Below are 18001 nucleotides of genomic sequence, written 5' to 3'. Positions count from 1 at the left end.
CAGCACGTTCCCGATCATCATCGGCAGCATGAACAGCAGGCTCTGGATGAGCTGCAGATCGCTGGTGGCGCGGCCGACGACCTGCCCGGTGCTCAGCTCGTCCTGGCGGTGCCCGTCCAGCCGCGCGATCGACCGGAACATCCGGGTGCGCAGATCGTGCTGTACGTCGAGTGCCAGCCGCCCGCCGTAGTAGCGGCGTACGTACGTCAGCGCGTAGACGGCGAGCGCGGCGACGACCAGCAGTGTCGCCCACGGCGCGAGCGGGCGGGCATTGCTGACGATCACATCGTCGATGATCAGCTTCGGGATGAGCGGGACGAGGGCCATCACGCCCATTCCGGCGAGTGACGAGCCGAGCGCGAGCAGTACGTCCTTCTTGTACTGCCAGCACAAGCGCGTCAGCCGCCGCGCCCAGCCGCCCTTTCCTGATGGATCGCTACCCGTCCCCGTCACGCACTGCCTCCCGCATCTCGTCGTTCACCAGGAGGCACCAACGCCGTGGGCAGCGGATTTCATCCCGCTGCAACATTTCCGCTGCAACATTTCCGCTGCGGCGTTCGCCCGCTGCGGCACTTCCGCCGCGGCCTTCCGCTGCGGCATCGCGGGGCGCCGGTGTGCGGCCGCGGCAGGGGTCAGCGGCCGCCGGGGCGCACTGTCAGGGAGTACAGGCGCGTGATCTGCTTCGGGCTCTCGTTGTCGTCGCTGACCAGGAGGAGGCGCAGCCGGCCGCCGGGCGCGCGGCCGGTGACCGCCATACCCTCGATGTTGTCCAGCAGCGGATTGGCCTGCGGCTGGTGGGCGGGGGCGCCCAGGGAAGGGCAGGCGCCGAGGTCGGCGAGCAGCTTCTTGCGGGCGGGGCGTACGGCCTTGCCGCCCGGCAGCTCCGCGACGCCGCTGACGTCGCTCGCCCGGCGCGGGTCGGCGAGGTAGAGGCGCACGGTGTTGCCGATGCCGGCGGTGAAGCCGCGTTCCAGGACGAGCAGCCGGCCGTCGGGGAGGGCGGCGATCTCGGAGACGCCCAGTCCGGCGTCGGCCGGGTAGGCGTACTGCCTGCTCAGCCGGTACGGCGCGGGGCGGGAGCCGCCGCCCTGCCGCTGCCAGGTCTGGAAGCGCAGCAGCGGGCGGCCCGCGGTGTCCTTGCCGTCGCCGGTGAGCTGCCCCTCCATGGCGGCGGTGAGCGTGCCGCCGCCGGGGCCGAGCGTGAGGCCTTCGAAGGTCTGGTTGGCCTGGGCGCGGCCGGCCGGTGCGACGCGCAGCGCGCCGGGCAGCGGCAGCCGTCCGAGCAGTGTGTGGGAGCGGTCGAAGCGGCGCACGGCCGGTTCGCCCTCGGAGGAGACGAGGTAGGTGCCGTCCGGCTCGACGGCCAGGCCCTCGGCGTCGAGGGCGGCGCCCTTCTCATCGCTGATCTTGGCTGCCCGTACCGGCCGGTGGCTGCGTCCGTCCAGGGCGATCAGTGCGGAACGGTCGGAGAGGGCGGCAAGGGAACCGTCGGTGTCGCGGGTGAGCGCGGAGAGATTGCCTACGAAGGAGCCCTGGAAGGTGGTCTTGTCCAGGGCGTCGGAGTAATGGTCGAGGGAGACGGACGGCGAGCAGGGGTGACCACCTGCGACCGGGGGACGACCGTTCCGACCCGATGTCTGGCCGCCCGTGACCGAGAGGCCGCCACTGTTGTCCGTACGGGCCGAGGCAGCGGACGTTCCCGGTCCCGCGGCGGACGTTCCCGGTCCCGCGGCGGACGAAGCTGTCCGGTCCGCGCCGGACGAGGCCCCCCGGTCCGCGCCGGCCGAGGATGCCCGGTCGGGGGCCGCCGGCGCTCCCTCGGCGCACGCCGATAGACAGCCGGCGGCCAGCACTGCTGCGGTGACACGGACAACCGCGGAACGTACGCGCACGAGGGGTCCTCCCGTTCGTCGACGCCCGGGGGCAGGCGCGCCCCGGGATGCGGGCAGGCCCCGACGCGGGCACGCCCCAGTGTCGACCCTTCCCCTCAGCGGCGCGCCGCGAGCACTCTTCGGACAATCGGTCCCGCCGCGTCGCCGCCGTGACCACCCTGCTGGACGACCGCGGCCGCCGCGGCGTCATTGCGGTAACCGAGGAACCAACTGTTGGCGTCACCCTGCCCGTCAGCCTCCGCCGAGCCGGTCTTCGCGCCGATGTCCCCGCCGAGACCGGCCATCGCCCGCGCTCCGGTGCCGCTCACCGCCGTACGCCGCATCATCGCCCGCAGTTGCGTGGCGACCGACGAGGGCAGCGTCCGGCTCGCATGGGCGATCGGACGGTCGTCCAGCTCCTGCGGGACGAGGACGGGCTGGGAGAAGTAGCCGGCCTTGGCGGTGGCGGCGACGGACGCCATGTTCAGCGGGTTCGCCTGGATGCGGCCCTGGCCGATGAGCGCCGCCGGGGTGTCCGCACCGTCGCTCTGCGGCACGCTGCCGTCGAACGTCGGTATCCCGACCTTCCAGTCCTTGCCGAGCCCGAAGACCTCCTCGGCCTCACCGCTCAGGTCCGTGCCCGAGAGCCGGTCGGCCAGGCCGACGAAGGCGGTGTTGCAGGAGCGCGCGAAGCTGTCGGAGAACGTACCGCCGCTGATCGCGAACATGCCCTGGTTGTGGAACGAGCGGCCGCCCGCCGAGGCGTACTTCGGGCACTCCACGCTCTTGCCCGCGGAGACCAGGCCTTTTTCCATCAGCATCGCGGCCGTGACGACCTTCATCGTGGAGCCGGGCGCCAGCCGGCCCTGGAAGGCCGCGTTGAACTGGTCCGTACGGTGGTTGGCCACCGCCAGGATGTCCCCGCTGCCCGGCTTGACCACGACGACCGACGCCTCGCGATAGTCCTTGACCGCCGCCTCGGCCGCGCGCTGCACGTTCGCGTCCAGCGTCGTACGGAGCGTTCCCTCGCGGCCCTTGACGATGGTGTGCAGCGTCTTGCCCAGCTCACCGCGCTCGCCCAGGACGCGGACCTCGATGCCCTGGACGCCGCCTGCCCGCTCTCCGTAGCTCTCCCGGAGGGCGGGCAGGATGGTGCTGAGCGACGGCAGGGCCGACGCGTCCAGTTCGGTGCCGTTGCGGTCGACCGCCTTGACGGGCGGCGCGCCGTCGGAGCCGGTCTGCAGGCTTTCGCCGCGCCGCAGACCGGGGTGGACCACGGTGGGCTGCCAGTCGACGAGCGCTTTGCCGGTGGTCTTGCCGCGCACGACGCGCAGCGCGGAGTCGTACGCCCACGTCGAGTGTTCCGCGCCGCCCTTGCCCACCGACAGTTCGGCGGTCACGTGGAAGGGGACCTTCGCGCCGCTGCTCTGCCCGGCCTCGAACGTCACCTTCGACACCCGCGCCTCGTCGTGGAAACCGGTCAGCGCCTGGCGTGCGCCCGCGGCGTTGTCCGTGAGGAGCGCGGCGGTCTCCGTGTCGCCCTTGCTCCAGGCCGCGAGAAAATCGCGCGCGGTGTCGCGCACTTCGTTCTCGGTCGGTGGCCCTGTCGGTCTGGATGCGGTCGCACCGGCTGATGTGCCGGATGCGTCGGAATCGCCGGCGAATGCCTCGTAGACGTTGTACGCGCCCACTCCGGCCACACCCACCATCGCGGCGAAGACCCCGCCGACCACGTACTTCACACCCGTACGCACAGTTCCCCTCCCAGGTCAGACACACCGTGCGTGTCCGGACACTATGTGACGGAAGTGGTCACAGATGTCTCATTCAGGGGACAGGTTGGTCACTTTCGGTCCAGACCAATGAGCAGAATCGTGACTGTGTCAGGAGGCAGGGCCAGGGGACTGTCTCAAGAACGGCCCAGATCGACGGTCTCGTCGACCTGGGCCGTAGCTACAGCGAAGGAAACGCTGAAGCGACTTGGGCTACTTCCCGGCCGCCGGTCCCGCGGCCTTCTGCACCGTCAGTTCCGCCAGCCCGGGGCGTCGGCCGTTCTTCGCCGCGTCGGCGCCGCGCACTGTGAGCCGTACGTAGCGTGCCGGGGTGCGCCCGTCGTAACCGGTCCCGTACCAGTGCTTGCCGTCCGTCGAGACCTGCGCCACGTACGAGGCGGGCTCGCCGTCCTTCCAGTGCGGTGTGATCTGCCCGATCTGCGAGGACTTGCCGAGGTCGACGGTCAGGGTGCCGTCGGGGCCGTCCGGTACCCAGGAGGTGGCCGCGTTGCCGTCCACCGCGGCGCCCGCGTACATGCCGGGCTCCTCCGACGTGGCCCGCGCCGTCGTGCACCGTGCCGCGTTGTCCGTCGCCGCGAGGTCGGGGCGGCGGGTCTTGAGCGTCAGGGGTACGCCGCGGCTCACCACCCGCTCGCCCTCCGGCGACTCGACGCGCATCGGCGCGCCGGCCGTCAGCCGCACCGCGGTGCTGTGCGCGCCGATCTCCACGTCGTAGGTGCGTCCCTGCCAGCGCAGCCCGCGCAGCGTGACGCCGTCGGACAGCTGCGGCGGCAGCATCGGGTCCAGGTGCACCCGGTCCTCGCGCATCCGCAGTCCGGTCAGCCCGTTGGTGAAGGTCTGCAGGAAACCGCCCTTGCCGGTGAGGAAGTCCTGCGCGGGCGATCCGGCGTGCGGGTCGCCCGCGCCCGCCTTGTCACCGCGCGCCTCGGAGAACTGGTGGAAGGCGCCGCGGACGAACGGCCTGATGGAACGCATCATGTACGTGTACGTCGAGCAGCCCGGCTCACCGGTTCCGGCGGCGGCGACGGCGTGCACCGAGTCGGTCATGGCCGGGCCGTCCGGGTCGGTGAGCCCGGCGTAGTGGTCCAGCGTGTTGACCTTGGCGCGCTGCGACATCGGCCATTCCAGCGGGTACATGAGCAGCACGGTGTCCGCCTGCTTGATCGTCGTGTTCTCGTACCCGTCGTACTGCTTGAAGATTCCTTTCTTCGCGTCGTACGGGATGCGGATGCGGTCGGCGATGTCCTTCCAGGCGGCGGGGGCCGGCCGGCCGAGGAGCGCGGCGGCGCGTCCGGCGTTGCGCAGGGCGGTGACCGCGCCGGCGTTGGTGAAGACGCCGTCGTCGACGCCGTTGCTGTACTCGTCCGGCCCGGCGACGTTCTTGACCGAGTAGCTGCCGTCGGAGTTGCGGGTGACGCGCGAGGCCCAGAATTCCGCGATGCCCTTCATCACCGGCCAGCCGCGTTCGCGCAGCCAGGCGGTGTCCTTGGTGGCGAGGTAGTACTGCCAGGCGGCCAGGGACACGTCGCCCATCAGGTGGTTCTGGGTCGTGCAGTGCGGCGGGTCCCAGCTGTGGCACTCGTTCCACAGATCGCCCTTGCTGCCGCTGGTCCACGGGTAGAAGAGGCCCTTGTAGCCCAGCTTCTCGGCGTTGGCGGCAGCACCGGCCCGGGTCCGGTACCGGTAGTCGACGATGGACTTGGCCAGCTCGGGATGGGCGGCCAGCAGACCCGGGTACATCCAGGTCTCGGCGTCCCAGAAGATTTCGCCCGCGTAGTTGTCGCTGGTCAGTCCGGCCGGGCTGATGCTGTTGCGGCTGCCGGCGCGGGTGCTGGACAAGAGGCCGTACTGCGCGGCGCGCACCCACGCTTGCAAGTCCCGCTGCCCGCGTCCCTTCACCTCGACGTCACTGCGCCACAGCTTCTGCCACGCGGCGGCGTGCTTCCGGTAGAGGGCATCCCAGCCCCGGGTCGCGGCCCGCCGCGCGGCATCGGTCGCGGCGGCGCGCGGAGTACGGGAGGTGAGGGCGGTGTCGACGCCGACGTACTTGGTCAGCTCGTAGGAGCGCCCGGCTTGTACGGAGAAGGTGACGCTCTGCTGGTTGCTCAGGTCCTTCGCCGCGCCCGCGCGCCGCGTCGTCGCGTGCTGTGAGCGGACCTGGGGGCCGGGGCGCAGGGTGGAGGCGACTGCGCCATCCGTCTTCGTGCCGTCCGTACGGAAGGTCACGTCCATCGTCCGGCAGTCCGGCCGCGCGCCGCCGCCGGTCTGCGTCATACGGCGCGCGCCGCGTCCGTCGAGACGGTCGGTGACGGTGGCCCGGCCGCCCCAGTGCGGCGTCATGCGCAGCCGTACGGCGCCGGTGTGCGCGCTGGTGCGGTCCGTGAGCACGTCGTACACGAGGTCGGTGGCCCGGCCGTCGGCGGCCGTCCATGTCAGTGACGTACGGACCAGGCCGCAGCGGATGAACTGCGTCTGGCGGTAGTTCGAGATGCGGCCCGCCGGGGTCGCCGAGTCGAAGGTCTGCGGGCGGTCACCGGCAGCGGTGACGTCGAGGCCGGTCCAGGTGGGGAGCGCGGCGATGGCCTGGCGGCCCTTCAGGTTCTCCGGGCCGCGCGCGTACAGACCGGAGACGAAGGAGCCGTCGTAGCGCGGTGTCTTCAGCGGCCAGCCGGTCGTCTCGCCGGGGGCCGAGTATCCGGCGCCGTTGGGGGCTATTCGCTGGCCGAGGTAGCCGTTGCCGACGAAGGCGTGGTGGCCGTCCTTGGGGTCGATACGGGTGGCGGTGGGGGTCCAGCCGTCGCCGTCGTCGGGGTTCGCGGCTTGCTTGGCGGTCGTTTTGCTGGGCTCGCCGGTCTTGCTTTGCTTGCCGGTCTTGCCGGTCTTGCCGAGACGTTCCACATCCTGCGGTGCGCAGGAGGCGGAAGCAGCAGCGGAAGACCCGGCAGACCCAGCAGGCGCGGCAGGCCCGGCAGGCCCGGCAGGCGCCGTGTCCGCGGCCGCCGCGGCCGAAGCCGCGGCCCGCGCTGCCGGGAGGGATGCCGAGGTGGATGCCGACGCCGATGCCGGTGGCAGCGTCGTGACGAGGGCCCCCGCGAGGAGCGGGGCGATCAGTTTGGCCGAGTGAGTCATCGGTCTCCGTCGCAAGTGTCCAACCGGTGCGACCGCGCGCAGAGCACCGCAGGTCACACCGAGAACATCACCAACAAACGCCCCAAAAGCGTCGGAGCGCCCCACCCGCCACATGACGGAGTTCACAGGATCGCGCGCTGATTGGTCAATAGGCCTCTCCATACGGCACACTTTTAGACTGACCAGTCAGAACAAAGGAGGGGCCGTGGACACCACCCGCCAGGGGGCGGCGGTCAACGCCAGGGGAATCGGAGTCAAGGGCCCGCGGGGGTGGGCGTTCAGAGACGTCCACATCACCGCGGATCCGGGTTCGCTGATCGCCGTCGAGGGCCCTTCGGGCTCCGGCCGCACCTGTCTCCTACTGGCACTCACCGGCCGTATGAAGATCGCCGAGGGCCACGCCACGGTCGCCGGCTTCCCCCTCCCCAAGCGCATGGGAACGGTGCGCAGCCTCACCGCCATCGCGCACGTCCCCGGAATCGCCGACCTGGAGCCGGCCCTGACCGCCGGGGAACACCTGGAGGAGCAGGCCCTGTTGGGCCGCCGGGTGGCCGGTTCGCTCGGCGCCCGGCTGCCGTGGGGCCGCCGCTACAAGGAGGCGACGCGGGCCCGCGTCGAGGCCGCGCTGACCGCCGTCGGTCTCGACCCCGCCACGCTGCCCAAGGGACTGCGTACGGCCGTACGCGACCTGGAGCGCATCGAGGCGCTGCGGCTGTCGGTCGCCCTGGCCGTCATGCACGGCCCGCGGCTGGTGGCCATCGACGACATCGACCTCAAGCTCTCCGCGGACGAGCGTTCCCAGGTCTGGCAGATGCTGCGGGACCTGGCCCTGAACGGCACGACGGTGGTGGCCGCGGCCAGCACCGCCCCGGACGACGCGATCGTCGTACGGACCGCGCCGGCGGCCGCTGAGTCCGCCGCCTCCACCACCCCCGCTTCGACCACCGGCCCGGCCGGTACGACCGACACCCACGAGGAGGAAGCCGCCCATGCGCTCGCCGAAGCTCGCCGCGCTTGAGCTCAAGCGCTTCGGCAGGGGCAAGCTCCCCCGGCTGGGCCTCGTCGCCCTGATGCTGATCCCGCTGCTGTACGGGGCGCTGTACCTGTGCTCGTTCTGGGACCCGTATTCGAACCTGGACAAGATCCCGGTCGCTCTCGTCAACGACGACGAGGGTGCCACCGCCTCCGGCAAGAAGGTCCAGGCGGGCGACGAACTCGTCAAGAACGTCAAGGACAGCAACACGTTCAACTGGGAGCAGGTCAGCTCCGCCGACGCCGCGAAGGGCGTCGAGGACGGTACGTACTACCTCTCCCTGACCGTCCCGAAGGACTTCAGCGAGCGGATCGCCTCCAGCTCCGGTGACCACCCGGAGACGGGTGCGCTCCAGGTCCGCACGAACGACGCGAACAACTACATCGTCGGCTCGATCTCCAAGACGATCTTCTCGGAGATCCGCGCGAAGACCTCGGCGAAGTCGTCCCGGGAGTTCTTCGACAAGATCTTCGTGTCGTTCTCGGATCTGCACGACAAGACACAGCAGGCCGCGGACGGCGCCGGCAAGATCGACAAGGGGCTGGGCGACGCCAAGGACGGCGGAGGCAAGCTGGCCGACGGCCTGGGCGAGCTCGACAAGGGCTCAGGTGACGTCAGCAAGGGTGCGGGCACGCTCCACGACAAGGCCGGCGAACTGAGCAAGGGCGCCAGCGACGTCAACAAGGGCGCCAACAGCGCGAGCGCGAAGGCCAAGCAGCTCAGCGAGGGCGCGGGCAAGGTGGCCGCCGGTACGCAGCAGCTCGCCGGTCAGGTCAACGGGCTGGCGCAGAAGGATCTCCCCTTCCTCAAGCAGCACGGCAAGGAGATCGCCCAGAAGGCCCGGGGGCTCGCCGATGTCATGAAGACCATCGACGAAGACCTCGGCAAGCTGCCCGGGAACTCGGCGAAGGCCGTACAGAAGGCGCGGCAGAACGCCGAGGACGCCGACGCGCTGTACAAGAAGCAGTGCGGGGCCGCAGGCGCGGACGCGATCGACTGCGCGAAGCTGAAGGGCATAGCGGACGGCACCGCCGTAGGCCTCGAACTCGCCCAGAAGGTGGACGGCGCCATCGCCAAGGCCGACCTGCAGCCGCTGCACGCCAAGCTGCGGGAGGTCCAGCAGGGTGCCGAGATGGTCGCCGACCAGGTTCCGGGCATCGTGAACAACGCGGACACCTCCCTGCGTAAGATCAACGAGCTCAACCAGGGGGCGCTCAAGTTGTCCCAGGGCGCCGGGCAGTTCGCGCAGGGCATCAACGCACTCGTCGACGGCACCGGGCAGGTGGCCGACGGCGCGGGGAAGATCACCGACGGCGCGGGCAAGGTCGCGGACGGTGCGGGCAAGGTCCACGACGGTGTCGGTTCCGCCAAGGACGGCATCGACAAGCTCAACGGCGGCATCTACCAGCTCAAGGACGGCTCCAACCAGCTGGCCGGACAGCTGGGCAGCGGTGTCGCGCAGATCCCGGACTACGACAAGAAGGACCGCGACGCGCGGACCGACGTCATGTCCAACCCGGTCGAGCTCGCCTCGAAGTCGATGCACAAGGCGCCCAACTACGGCACCGGCCTCGCCCCGTACTTCATTCCGCTGTCCCTGTGGGTCGGCGCGATGGTCGCTTACATGCTGCTCGCCCCGCTCGGCAAGCGCGCGCTCGCCGCAGGTGCGCCGGGCTGGCGGATCGCGCTCGGGTCCTGGCTGCCGGCCTTCGCCATCGGCGTCGTGCAGGTGCTGGCCCTGATGGCCGTACTGCACTGGGGTCTCGGCCTGGAGATGGAACGCGCGGGGGCCACCATCGGCTTCCTGTTGCTGGCGACGGCCGCGTTCACCGCCATCATCCAGTTCTTCGGCGCGCAGTTCGGCCCGGCGGGCCGCGTACTGACCCTCGTCGTGCTGATGCTTCAGCTGACGTCGGCGGGCGGCACGTACCCGGTGCAGACCAGCCCCGGATTCTTTGGTGCCATTCACCCGTTCCTGCCGATGAGTTACGTGGTGGACGGGCTGCGTCGGCTCATCACCGGCGGTGACCTCGGGATCGTGTGGCAGGGCTCCATCGTCCTGGCCGCGTTCACGGTCGGCGCGCTGGCGCTCACGTCGCTGACGGCGCGCAGCCGGCAGGTCGTACGGATGAAGGACCTGCATCCGGAACTGAGCCTGTGAGCGTGCGGACCGAGCACCGCGGCAGGCACGGGGGCGGCGTCGTTCGCGGCGCCGCCCCCGGCGCCGGGCCCGTGACCGCCGCCCCGGCCCACGGCCCGCGCCGCGGCGCCACCCGGCGCAAACTGTTCGACGCCGCGGTCACGCTCATCGCCGAACAAGGCTTCTCCGCCACCACCGTGGACGAGATCGCCGAACGCGCCGGCGTCGCCAAGGGAACCGTCTACTACAACTTCGCCAGCAAGAACGTCCTCTACGAAGAGCTCCTGCGGGACGGCATCGACCTGCTCGCCGCCTCTCTCCAGGACGCCGCCGACCAGGCGGTACGGGCGGGCGGCGGCACCCGGGTCGACGCGCTGGACGCGATGATCCGGGCGGGCCTGGACTTCATCGCCGGCTCCCCCTCCCTGACCCAGCTCTACGTGGCGGAGCTGTGGCGCACGAACCGGGTCTGGCAGCCGACTCTCCAGTCCGTACGGGGCCGGGCGGTCGCCGTCGTCGAATCCGTGCTGCGGGACGCCATCGCCGTCGGCGAGCTGAGCGAGGAACTCGACGTCCCTCTCACGGCCTCCGCCCTCCTCGGCATGGTGCTGGTGGCGGCGCTGGACTGGCTGTCGTTCCAGCCGCACCGCTCGGTGGAGGACGTGCACGCCTCCCTGTCACGGCTGCTTCAGGGGCGGGTCAGCTCCATGCGGCCGGACTAACATCGAATTCGCGTAGACGCAGGTGAGAGCCCTGTTCCCGTATCCACCGGATGCGGGGGCAGGGCTCTCGCGCGAAACTGGCCCGGCGGGGAGACCAGCGGCGGAAGCGGGGCAGCGGGGCGCATCAGTAGGTGCAGGGGTAGCGGAAGCCGGGGGCTTCGGTAGGTGCAGGAGTAGCGGAAGCTGGGTGCAGGGGTAGCGGAAGCAAGGTGCGGGAGTAGCGGAAGCAGGGTGCGGGGGTAGCGGAAGCAGGGTGCAGGCGTATGGGCAGGCTGTCGCCGTCAGTCATGAACGATCCGTTGAGCAACCGCGGAACCGCCTTCACCGCCGCCGAACGCGACCGCCTCGGCCTCGTCGGCCGGCTGCCCGACGCCGTACTCACCCTGGACCAGCAGGCCCGGCGCGCCTACGAGCAGCTGCGCCGCCAGCCCGACGACCTGGCCGCGTACATCAACCTGGAGCAGTTGCACGACCGCAACGAGGTCCTGTACCACCGGCTGCTCACCGAGCACCTGACCGAGCTGCTGCCCATCGTCTACGACCCGACCGTGGGCGAGGCGATCAAGACGTACAGCCATGAGTACCGGCGGCCGCGCGGAGTCTTCCTGTCCATCGACCGGCCCCAGGACCTGCGCCGCTCCTTCGAGGAGCTGGACCTCGCGCCGGACGAGGTGGACCTGGTGGTGGTCACGGACGCCGAGCAGATCCTCGGTATCGGTGACTGGGGCGTGCACGGCATCCAGATCTCGGTGGGCAAACTGGCCGTGTATACAGCCGCCGCGGGCATCGATCCCGCCCGGTGCCTGCCGGTGGTGCTGGATGTCGGCACCGACAACGAGACGCTGCTCAACGACCCGCTGTATCTCGGCGTACGGCACAGCCGGGCGCGCGGCGAGCGGTACGACTCCTTCGTCGCCGCCTATCTGGACACGGTCGCGACGCTGTACCCCGACGCGCTCCTGCATTTCGAGGACTTCGGCGCGGGCAACGCACGGCGCTTCCTGGAGCGGTACGGCGAGCGCTACCGCATGTTCAACGACGACCTGCAGGGCACCGGCGCGATCACGCTCGCTGCCGTCCGGTCCGCGCTGAAGATCACCGGGTCGCCGTTCCGTGAGCAGCGCGTCGTGGTGTTCGGGGCCGGGACGGCCGGCGTGGGCATCGCCGACCAGCTGCGCGAGGCGATGGTCCGCGACGGCCTGGGCAACGACGACGCCACCCGCCGCATCTGGCTGGTCGACCGCCCGGGGCTGCTGCTGGATGACATGGACGGGCTGCGTGACTATCAGCGCGTTTACGCCCGCCCCAAGGGGGAGGTCGCGCGCTGGGCGGACGGCGGAGGTGGCGGTGACAGCGGAGGTGGCGGCGGAGGCGGAGGTGGCGGCGGCAAGGGGAGTGGTGGCGACAGCGGCGACGCGGGAGAGGGTGTCGATGCGCGGGACGGTGTCGACCTGCTGACGACCGTACGGAATGTGCATCCGACCGTTCTCATCGGTACTTCGACCGTACGTGGCACCTTCACCCGTCAGGTGGTGCTGGAAATGGCGAAGCACGTGGAGCGGCCCGTCATCTTCCCGCTCTCCAACCCGACCGAGAAAATCGAGGCGATGCCCGCGGATCTGCTGCGCTGGACCGGTGGCAAGGCCCTGACGACGGCCGGTATTCCGGTCGATCCGGTGGAGATCGACGGCGTCCGGCATGTCATCGGACAGGCCAACAACGCCCTCGTCTACCCAGGGCTCGGGCTGGGCGTGGTGGTGTCGCGCGCCGAACGGCTGACGCCCGGAATGCTGCTGGCCGCTGCCGACGCGGTCGCCGGGCAGGCCGACGGCGGCGGGCCGGGAGCGCCGTTGCTGCCGCAGGTGGAGAATCTGCGCGCTTCTTCGGCGGCCGTCGCGGTCGCGGTGGTACGGGCGGCCGTTGACGAAGGTGTCGCGCGGGTGGCTCCGGACGATGTCGTACAGGCGGTGCAGGACGCGATGTGGCAGCCGGAGTACGGGGTGACGTCGCGGTCGCCGTGTTGACGGGCCGCCGTCCGATGGATCTAATGGAATCGCGTGTGCGCGTGACGTCGGCCAAAGAGAAATGGGCCGGCCGGCAGTCGGGCGACACACCTTTCATCCAGGGACGACGCCATGAGTTCATACTCCACGGGCTGAGCCTGACGAGGGCCTGACAACGGCCTGACAGCAGCGCGCCGAGCGCGCGGCGGCTTATCGCACGCACTGTTCCTTCGGGGGCTGTGTTTCGACCTCCGGGCTTCGGGGCTCTGGGCTTCGGGGCTCTGGGCTTCGGTTTCTCCGGTTTCTGGTTTCGGTTCTCCGGTCCCGGTTTCCGGTCCCGGTTTCCGGTCCCGGTCTTGGCTTTCTGCGCTCTGCTTCCGCGTTCTGCTTGTGTGTTCTGCGCCTGTGCGCCTCGGTGACGGCTGCTGCGCGCTGCGGGCGCGCGCTTCCCCGCGCCTTCACCTCTTTCTTCTTTCCTCCACCGCGGTCACGGCGGCTTCTCAGGCGATGCCTTGAAGCCGCCGGCCCGTGGATCACCCTTTCGGAGAGCGACACCAGCATGTCCCAGACTTTCCATCAGTCCATCGTCGAAGAGTTCCGGGCCAACGGTGGAAAAGTCGGTGGCCCGTTCGAGGGCAGCGACCTTCTTCTGTTGACCACCAGCGGCGCCACATCCGGAAAGCCGCACACCGTGCCCCTCGGCTGTGTCCGCGACGGCGACCTGCTGCTGGTCGTCGGGTCCAATCTCGGCGCCCCGCGCCACCCCGATTGGTACCTCAATCTGCTCGCGCACCCGCAAGTTCAGGTGGAGTTCGGTACCGAGGCGTACGAGGCCATCGCGGTGCCCGCCGAGGGTGAGCGCCGCGAGCGGCTGTTCGCGCAGGTGGTGAGCGTGGCTCCCGGATACGCCGACTACCAGGCCGGGACCGCCCGCGCGCTGCCGGTCGTGGTGCTGGAACCCGCCGAGCCCGAGTACGAGGAAGCGGACGGGGCGAACCCGCGCGCGGTCCACACGCTCGCCGACAAACTCGTACAGGTCCACACGTGGCTGCGCGCGCAGTTGCGGCACGTACGCACCGAGGCGGAAGCGCACCTCGCGGCGCTGGCGGCCCACCAGGGCCCGGGTGCGGCACCGGCGCCGGGGCTCGGGCTGCAGATCCGGCAGCACTGTCTGGCGTTCTGCCAGAGCCTGGAGTTCCACCACACCGGTGAGGACGCGCACATATTTCCCACCGTCGCCCGGTACCACCCCGAACTACGGCCGGCTCTCGACCGGCTCCAGGAGGAACACCGGACGATCGCCCGCATCCAGAACGACCTGCTGGGCCTGCTCGCGGACATCGGCAACGCCGACCCGAAACGTTTCCTCACCGACCTGGAGCGCATGTCCGGGGAATTGCGCGCCCACCTCGCCTACGAAGAGGAGCAGTTGATTCCGGCCTTGGCCGATGTGCCGTGGCCGCCGCCTGCGCCGTCAGCGTCTCCCGACACGCCGGCCTCACCTGCGCCGTCGGGGTCCGGAGCGGCTGGTAGCGCTGCGGAGAGTGCCGTCAGCTGAGGCGCCGGGAGGGGCGACGCCGGGCCTGTGGACGTACGGGCGCACGGTCCGGACCGGGCGCCCCTCCCCCGCGACCCACGCCCCACACCACCAGGACGACCAGCGCACACCCTCCGAACTGGAACACCGTGGGCCGTTCCCCGACCGCCACCCCGAGGACGATCGCCATCACCGGCTGCAGAAGCAGCAGAGCGGCACCGATGTTCGGCGCCAGCCGTGGCAGCGCGGGGGTCAGCACCAGCCAGGCGAGGACCTGCCCGATGAGGGCCAGTGCGGTCAGCCAGGCCCAGGCGCGGGCATCGAGGGACAGGTCGATTCCCGTCCACGCTCCGCCGAGCAGCGCGGCGGCGCCTGCTGCGGACGCGGTGGACGTGAACACCGGGCCGACCGTATGGCCCTGTCCGCCGCCGAGCCGCATCAGGAAGAGGTACCCCGTGTAGCCGAAGCCGGCGACCAGCCCGTATGCCGCACCCGTCACGGGGTCGCTGCCTTGTGCCGGGGCACCGATGACCCCGCCGGCCAGCGCGACACCCAGCAGCATGACGGGCGCCGCGACAACGAACCGCCGTGACATGGGGGTACCGGTGAACACCCGCGCCAGCAGCGGAAAGATCACGACCTGGATATTGACGACCACGGTGGCGATGGAAGCGCCGACGCTGTGGATCGCCGCCGCCCAGAAGACGTAGTCGATGCCGAGCAGCAGACCCGCTGCCAGGTCGAGACGCCGTAGCCGCCAAGGTCGTCGCCCGGCAGCCCGCCGCTCCGCGAACGCGAGCGGCGCCAGCACGATCAGCGCGATGGCGCACCGGAAGAACGCCGCCGTCCCCGCACTCGTACCGGACAGCTTGACGAAGACGGCGGAAGCGGAGATGCAGAGACTACCCCCGAGCACCATCCATACGGGTTTGCCACTCACGCCCCTGCCACGCAGCCCGCCCCTGCCACGCGGCTCGCCTCTGCCCAGCACTCCGCCGCGCGGCTCACCTCTGCCACTCAGCACGCCGCCTCGGCTCAGCGCATCCCCGCCGTCCGGCAGGCCACCGCCATCTGGCAGGCCACCGCCGTCCGGCACGCCGCCGCCCAGCGCTTCGCCGCTCCTGTCTCCGCCACCCCGTGGACCCGTCATCTCTCCATCTTGAACCCCACCACTCATCAACAAAAGCGACGTTCTGTCACCACAACCCGGTACCTCTGCTTACCTGTTGCTAGCCTGAGACAGTGATCAACTTGGAGCGACTGCGCGCCCTGGCCGCGGTGGACACCCACGGTTCCATCGCACGTGCCGCACAGGCCCTGCACATCACGCCGTCCGGCATGAGCCAGCAGCTGAGCAAGCTGGAACGGGAGTGCGGGCACCGCCTCTTGGAGCCGGAAGGCCGCAGCGTACGGCTGACGCACGCCGGACGTGTGCTCGCGGACCACGCGGCCGCGCTCATGGCCCAACTCTCGGAAGCCGAGCACGACCTGGCCGCCCTGGGCGAAGAAGTCCTGGGCCCGCTGCGGATCGGTTCCGTGGGCAGCGCCATCCGGACCCTGCTGCCCGCCACTCTGGCCATCCTGGCCGCGCGCCATCCGCGGCTCACCCCGTCGGTGCGCGACGGCGAGGTGGGCGACCTGCTCCCCGCCCTGCTGCGCGGCGAGCTCGACCTGCTCCTCATCGAGAACTGGTCGAACCGGCCGCGGCACATCCCGGAAGGCGTCGCCGTCCACACGCTCGTCACCGAGGAGGCGCGGGTGGCGCTCCACGCGGACCACCCGCTCGGGGCCCGGCCCGTTCTGCGTCTCGCCGACCTCGGCGGCATCCCGTGGGCGGCCTGTCCCCCGGGGGCCGAACCGCGCGAAGCGCTCGTACAGGCGCTGCGTACGCACGGTGTCGAGCCGGAGATCCGCTACAGCATCAGTGACCACGCCACCCAGCTCACGCTGGTGGCGGCCGGTCTGTCCGCGGCCCTCATACCGGGCGCGGCACGGCAGCAGGTGCCGCCGGGCGTCCGGTGCGTACCGACGGATCCGCCGCTGCGCCGCCATGTGCAGGCCGCCTGGCAACCTCGTACGGAATCCCCGCCCGTACACGCCTGTCTCGATGCCCTCGCGTGCCTGCCTTCCGGGGGAGGGTTCCGCTGCCGTGACGAAAGTTGTCCCGGAGGAGAACCGAACGGGCGGGGGTGACGTGGGTTAGGTTGACCATCGCTGACGCAAACACTGGCATGATCACCGGCAGAACACGCGCTCAAGGAGGGGTAATTCATGGCAGAGTCCGACATCTCGGGCCATGTTTCCGGCCAGCCGTCCACGCCTCCCCCTCCCCCCGCACTCCCCCCTCCGCCGCCTCCCCCGTTCCCGCCGCATGCCGGGACGGCAAACGAAGGACCGCGGCCGGTGCCGTCGACCCCTCAGGAGGCGCTGGACATCGGCCGGGGATATTTCCCCGCGGTCGGTTCACCCGGCGGCCCGTCCGGCCTGTTCGTCCACGAATTCGATGTCGGCTACCTGGTACGGGCGAGCTGGCCGGCCCCGGAGGACCCGCAGGCGCCACCGGCCGAACCCGGCGGCAGCAACGTGGCCATCTCCAAGGTCAACGGCGATGTGACCCACCTGCCGAACCATCCCCCGGAGGAAGCGGTGAAGATCTATCACCGCTGGTATCGGCCCAGTACGTCCTGAGACGGCGCCGTTCGTGGCGTACGGGCGATTGCTGCGGCTGCGCCGGTTGTGCCAACGGCACTTCAGCGTCGCACCGTTGTCCACCCTCGTCCCAGGGGTTGGCAACATCTAGACTTTGGCATGAACATCTCTTTGCGTATCGCGTATCGCGTAACGAGTGAAGGCACGGACAACACGGGGGCGTTGTGGGAGCTGGCGGATTTCAGACCGAAGTGGAGTCCCTGAAGACGGAGGGCACCAACTTCGTCAAGCTGGGCGAGGACTTCCAGGGCTCGGTGAAACGGCTGATGGACGGGCTCAGTGCGCTGGGCGCGGGCCCGCCGGGGACGCCGCCTGCGGGCGGCGGCCAGAAGGAGCCCGAGAAGTCGTTCGGTGAGCAGTTCGTCAGCGGGCTGACGACGTTCGACAGCAAGGCCGGGGCGCCGCCGTGGGGTGACGACGAGATCGGCGAGAAATTCGGCGTCGTCTACGAGGGCGTACGCGACGGAATGTACGAGTCGATGGGCCACCTGTCGTCGAAGCTGCAGGAAATCGGCAAGGCGTTGGGGTCCATGTCCAAGAACTACGCGGAGGGCGAGGACTTCAGTGACTCGCTGATCAAACAACACGTACCGAACGAACAAGGGTGGTCGGACCCGCTCGCCGCCCCCAAGGTCAGTGCACGGCTGGACGGGCCTGCGCACCACTGAGGGTGGGGGCGGTCGCGGCCGCCGGGTCGATGGCCGGTGGAGCGGTGGGCCGGTGAGCGACTCGCCCGGTGGGCTCGCGGGGCGGTGAGCATGGTGGCTCAGCGCTCGTGGGGTGCTGAGTTCGTGCAGCTTCTGCCCGCTCGTCGCGTCGTGGGAGGCCGTGGGTCTGCCGGATCCGCCATGGCCACCAGGCCCGCCAGGTCCGCCATGCCCGCCAGGGCCACCAGGTGCGCCAGGTCCGTAGAGCCGTGGCCCCGTCGGCATTCCGGGGTGACGGCTTACCGCTCGGGGACGGCCCCGGAGTTACGAGTCTCCGCCCTCCGCACGGGATCAAGTCGCCGCCCCATCGCACCGACGCCAACGCCGACACCAACCTCGCCGTCACAGCCAACACCG

At 70.5% G+C, this 18001-nt stretch carries 13 protein-coding genes; 8 read left to right on the top strand and 5 right to left on the bottom strand.

Annotated elements, in window-relative coordinates:
* From A6A06_RS42740 to A6A06_RS12730, 4 genes are all read right to left on the bottom strand, one after another.
* Window positions 1-453 (bottom strand): ABC transporter transmembrane domain-containing protein (locus tag A6A06_RS42740; protein ID WP_242440709.1); only part of this gene is annotated, 453 nt, incomplete at its 3' end.
* A 179-nt stretch (window positions 454-632) separates the two neighbouring features.
* Window positions 633-1892 (bottom strand): esterase-like activity of phytase family protein, encoded by a 1260-nt coding sequence (locus tag A6A06_RS12740; RefSeq protein WP_073761326.1) that lies wholly within the window; start codon window positions 1890-1892, stop codon window positions 633-635.
* Window positions 1893-1987: 95 nt separating this feature from the next.
* Entirely contained in the window at window positions 1988-3625 is a 1638-nt protein-coding gene (locus A6A06_RS12735) for a penicillin-binding transpeptidase domain-containing protein (protein ID WP_073761325.1), read from the bottom strand.
* 231 nt (window positions 3626-3856) lie between these two features.
* A complete protein-coding gene (locus A6A06_RS12730) occupies window positions 3857-6793 on the bottom strand; it encodes a discoidin domain-containing protein (RefSeq protein WP_073761324.1) in 2937 nt (978 codons plus the stop codon).
* Window positions 6794-6998: 205 nt separating this feature from the next.
* On the opposite strand from A6A06_RS12730, the gene A6A06_RS12725 reads away from it, so the two are divergent.
* The 5 genes from A6A06_RS12725 to A6A06_RS12705 all read left to right on the top strand — a co-directional run bounded on the left by A6A06_RS12725 (window position 6999) and on the right by A6A06_RS12705 (window position 14249).
* Window positions 6999-7811: an ATP-binding cassette domain-containing protein gene (locus A6A06_RS12725; protein WP_073761323.1), complete on the top strand. Its 813-nt coding sequence runs from the start codon at window positions 6999-7001 to the stop codon at window positions 7809-7811.
* Window positions 7783-9987 carry a YhgE/Pip domain-containing protein gene (locus A6A06_RS12720; protein ID WP_073761322.1) on the top strand — a complete coding sequence of 735 codons (2205 nt, stop codon included), beginning with the start codon at window positions 7783-7785 and terminating at the stop codon, window positions 9985-9987. The genes A6A06_RS12725 and A6A06_RS12720 overlap by 29 nt, the downstream gene beginning before the upstream one ends.
* Entirely contained in the window at window positions 9984-10688 is a 705-nt protein-coding gene (locus A6A06_RS12715) for a TetR/AcrR family transcriptional regulator (protein ID WP_079193980.1), read from the top strand. Before A6A06_RS12720 ends, A6A06_RS12715 begins: the two co-directional genes overlap by 4 nt.
* Window positions 10689-10975: 287 nt before the next feature.
* Window positions 10976-12712: an oxaloacetate-decarboxylating malate dehydrogenase gene (locus tag A6A06_RS12710; RefSeq protein ID WP_199930850.1), complete on the top strand. Its 1737-nt coding sequence runs from the start codon at window positions 10976-10978 to the stop codon at window positions 12710-12712.
* A gap of 538 nt (window positions 12713-13250) precedes the next feature.
* On the top strand, window positions 13251-14249 hold the full coding sequence (locus A6A06_RS12705; RefSeq protein WP_073761320.1) for a nitroreductase/quinone reductase family protein: 999 nt from the start codon (window positions 13251-13253) through the stop codon (window positions 14247-14249).
* Here the strand turns inward: A6A06_RS12705 and A6A06_RS12700 are convergent.
* Window positions 14242-15147, bottom strand: a complete 906-nt coding sequence (locus A6A06_RS12700; RefSeq protein ID WP_073761319.1) for a DMT family transporter — start codon at window positions 15145-15147, stop codon at window positions 14242-14244. The two genes, A6A06_RS12705 and A6A06_RS12700, sit on opposite strands and share 8 nt — an antisense overlap.
* A gap of 323 nt (window positions 15148-15470) precedes the next feature.
* Between A6A06_RS12700 and A6A06_RS12695 the strand changes: the two genes are divergently transcribed.
* From A6A06_RS12695 to A6A06_RS12685, 3 genes are all read left to right on the top strand, one after another.
* On the top strand, window positions 15471-16421 hold the full coding sequence (locus A6A06_RS12695) for a LysR family transcriptional regulator (protein ID WP_073761318.1): 951 nt from the start codon (window positions 15471-15473) through the stop codon (window positions 16419-16421).
* Window positions 16422-16631: 210 nt separating this feature from the next.
* A complete protein-coding gene (locus tag A6A06_RS41625) occupies window positions 16632-16916 on the top strand; it encodes a hypothetical protein (protein WP_242440708.1) in 285 nt (94 codons plus the stop codon).
* Between the two features lie 212 nt (window positions 16917-17128).
* On the top strand, window positions 17129-17605 hold the full coding sequence (locus A6A06_RS12685) for a hypothetical protein (protein WP_073761317.1): 477 nt from the start codon (window positions 17129-17131) through the stop codon (window positions 17603-17605).
* Window positions 17606-18001 lie beyond the last annotated feature (396 nt).

The sequence above is a fragment of the Streptomyces sp. CB02923 genome, assembly GCF_001905005.1.
Taxonomy (GTDB): domain Bacteria; phylum Actinomycetota; class Actinomycetes; order Streptomycetales; family Streptomycetaceae; genus Streptomyces.
This window is presented reverse-complemented; position numbering and strand designations above follow the sequence as displayed.

Excerpts from the sequence above, each read along its gene's own strand:
- A6A06_RS12720 (WP_073761322.1), top strand. The coding sequence starts at position 7,783 with ATGCGCTCGCCGAAGCTCGCCGCGCTTGAGCTCAAGCGCTTCGGCAGG.
- A6A06_RS12705 (WP_073761320.1), top strand. The coding sequence starts at position 13,251 with ATGTCCCAGACTTTCCATCAGTCCATCGTCGAAGAGTTCCGGGCCAAC.
- A6A06_RS12700 (WP_073761319.1), bottom strand. The coding sequence starts at position 15,147 with ATGGTGCTCGGGGGTAGTCTCTGCATCTCCGCTTCCGCCGTCTTCGTC.
- A6A06_RS12710 (WP_199930850.1), top strand. The coding sequence starts at position 10,976 with ATGAACGATCCGTTGAGCAACCGCGGAACCGCCTTCACCGCCGCCGAA.
- A6A06_RS12730 (WP_073761324.1), bottom strand. The coding sequence starts at position 6,793 with ATGACTCACTCGGCCAAACTGATCGCCCCGCTCCTCGCGGGGGCCCTC.